This is a genomic window from Companilactobacillus kimchii DSM 13961 = JCM 10707 (assembly GCF_001435445.1).
GTDB classification, from domain to species: domain Bacteria; phylum Bacillota; class Bacilli; order Lactobacillales; family Lactobacillaceae; genus Companilactobacillus; species Companilactobacillus kimchii.
In genome coordinates this window covers 1-1,383 of sequence record NZ_AZDH01000026.1, presented here as the reverse complement: position 1 = coordinate 1,383, position 1,383 = coordinate 1, and the positions used below count along the sequence as shown (strand labels likewise).

The 1,383-nt window shown below is 49.5% G+C and carries 13 tRNA genes; all 13 read right to left on the bottom strand.

The window, feature by feature from the left end:
* Positions 1-69 precede the first annotated feature (69 nt).
* Positions 70-140, bottom strand: a tRNA-Gly gene (locus FC97_RS10860).
* Positions 141-185: 45 nt separating this feature from the next.
* A tRNA-Asp gene (locus FC97_RS10855) sits at positions 186-259 on the bottom strand.
* Positions 260-276: 17 nt separating this feature from the next.
* Positions 277-350, bottom strand: a tRNA-Met gene (locus FC97_RS10850).
* A gap of 34 nt (positions 351-384) precedes the next feature.
* Positions 385-458, bottom strand: a tRNA-Ile gene (locus FC97_RS10845).
* 7 nt (positions 459-465) lie between these two features.
* Positions 466-539, bottom strand: a tRNA-Met gene (locus tag FC97_RS10840).
* 40 nt (positions 540-579) lie between these two features.
* Positions 580-653, bottom strand: a tRNA-Pro gene (locus tag FC97_RS10835).
* Between the two features lie 11 nt (positions 654-664).
* Positions 665-738: transfer RNA gene (locus FC97_RS10830), tRNA-Arg, on the bottom strand.
* Positions 739-751: 13 nt separating this feature from the next.
* Positions 752-837, bottom strand: a tRNA-Leu gene (locus FC97_RS10825).
* A 14-nt stretch (positions 838-851) separates the two neighbouring features.
* Positions 852-923: transfer RNA gene (locus FC97_RS10820), tRNA-Gly, on the bottom strand.
* Between the two features lie 4 nt (positions 924-927).
* Positions 928-1,000 (bottom strand) — tRNA-Thr (locus FC97_RS10815).
* 60 nt (positions 1,001-1,060) lie between these two features.
* Positions 1,061-1,143 (bottom strand) — tRNA-Leu (locus FC97_RS10810).
* Positions 1,144-1,166: 23 nt separating this feature from the next.
* Positions 1,167-1,239, bottom strand: a tRNA-Lys gene (locus tag FC97_RS10805).
* 8 nt (positions 1,240-1,247) lie between these two features.
* Positions 1,248-1,320, bottom strand: a tRNA-Val gene (locus tag FC97_RS10800).
* Positions 1,321-1,383: the final 63 nt, after the last annotated feature.

Sequence of the window (1,383 nt, the reverse complement as noted above, 5' to 3'; positions counted from 1 at the left end):
ACCATCGACCTCACGCTTATCAGGCGTGCGCTCTAAACCAGCTGAGCTATAGGCCCAAAACAGTGGCAAAGCGGGTGACGAGAATCGAACTCGCGACAACAGCTTGGAAGGCTGTGGTTTTACCACTAAACTACACCCGCATATTACCTACGACACTTTAATTATTAATAGACAAAATCTATTAACGGTCCGTGCGAGAATCGAACTCGCGATCTCCTGCGTGACAGGCAGGCGTCCTAACCAACTAGACCAACGAACCAAATATTTTGAAACTAATTGCGGGAGCAGGATTTGAACCTACGACCTTCGGGTTATGAGCCCGACGAGCTACCAGACTGCTCCATCCCGCGATAACAATAACAGCATTAATGGGGTCCTTAAAGATGGACCCTGTAGGACTCGAACCTACGACCGAGCGGTTATGAGCCGCCTGCTCTAACCAACTGAGCTAAAGGTCCGGAAAAATAGCGGCGAAGGGGATCGAACCCCCGACCTCCCGGGTATGAACCGGACGCTCTAGCCAGCTGAGCTACACCGCCATAAAACTTAATGCCGTACAGAAAACAACTTTCGTTGTAATCGGGAAGACAGGATTCGAACCTGCGACCCCCTGGTCCCAAACCAGGTGCTCTACCAAGCTGAGCCACTTCCCGAGAAAAACAAATGCACCTAGTAGGAGTCGAACCTACAACCTTCTGATTCGTAGTCAGACACTCTATCCAATTGCGCTATAGGTGCATATTCATTATAGTGCCGAGGACCGGAATCGAACCGGTACGGTAATCACTTACCGCAGGATTTTAAGTCCTGTGCGTCTGCCAGTTCCGCCACCCCGGCGTTACTATAATGAAAGCGGAAGACGGGATTCGAACCCGCGACCCCCACCATGGCAAGGTGATGTTCTACCACTGAACTACTTCCGCATTATGCCGACTAGAGGATTCGAACCTCCGACCCCCTGTTTACAAGACAGATGCTCTGCCAGCTGAGCTAAGTCGGCATAAAACGTTACTTTCATATAATACTAAATGTTTCCCAATATTGCAACAACAATATTGAATACGGGTGAAAGGACTTGAACCTTCATGTCCACTGGACACTAGAACCTAAATCTAGCGCGTCTGCCAATTCCGCCACACCCGCATGGTGTGTATATATGTTGCAAATGAGCCGTGACAGGTTCGAACTGTCGACCCTCTGATTAAAAGTCAGATGCTCTACCAACTGAGCTAACGGCTCATGATGAATGGAGGATACAGGGATCGAACCTGTGACCTCCTGCTTGTAAGGCAGATGCTCTCCCAGCTGAGCTAATCCTCCATCATGAAACAGCGTAGCAACTATCTATCCTCGCGGGTAGTTTCCCACCAACTACTTTCGACG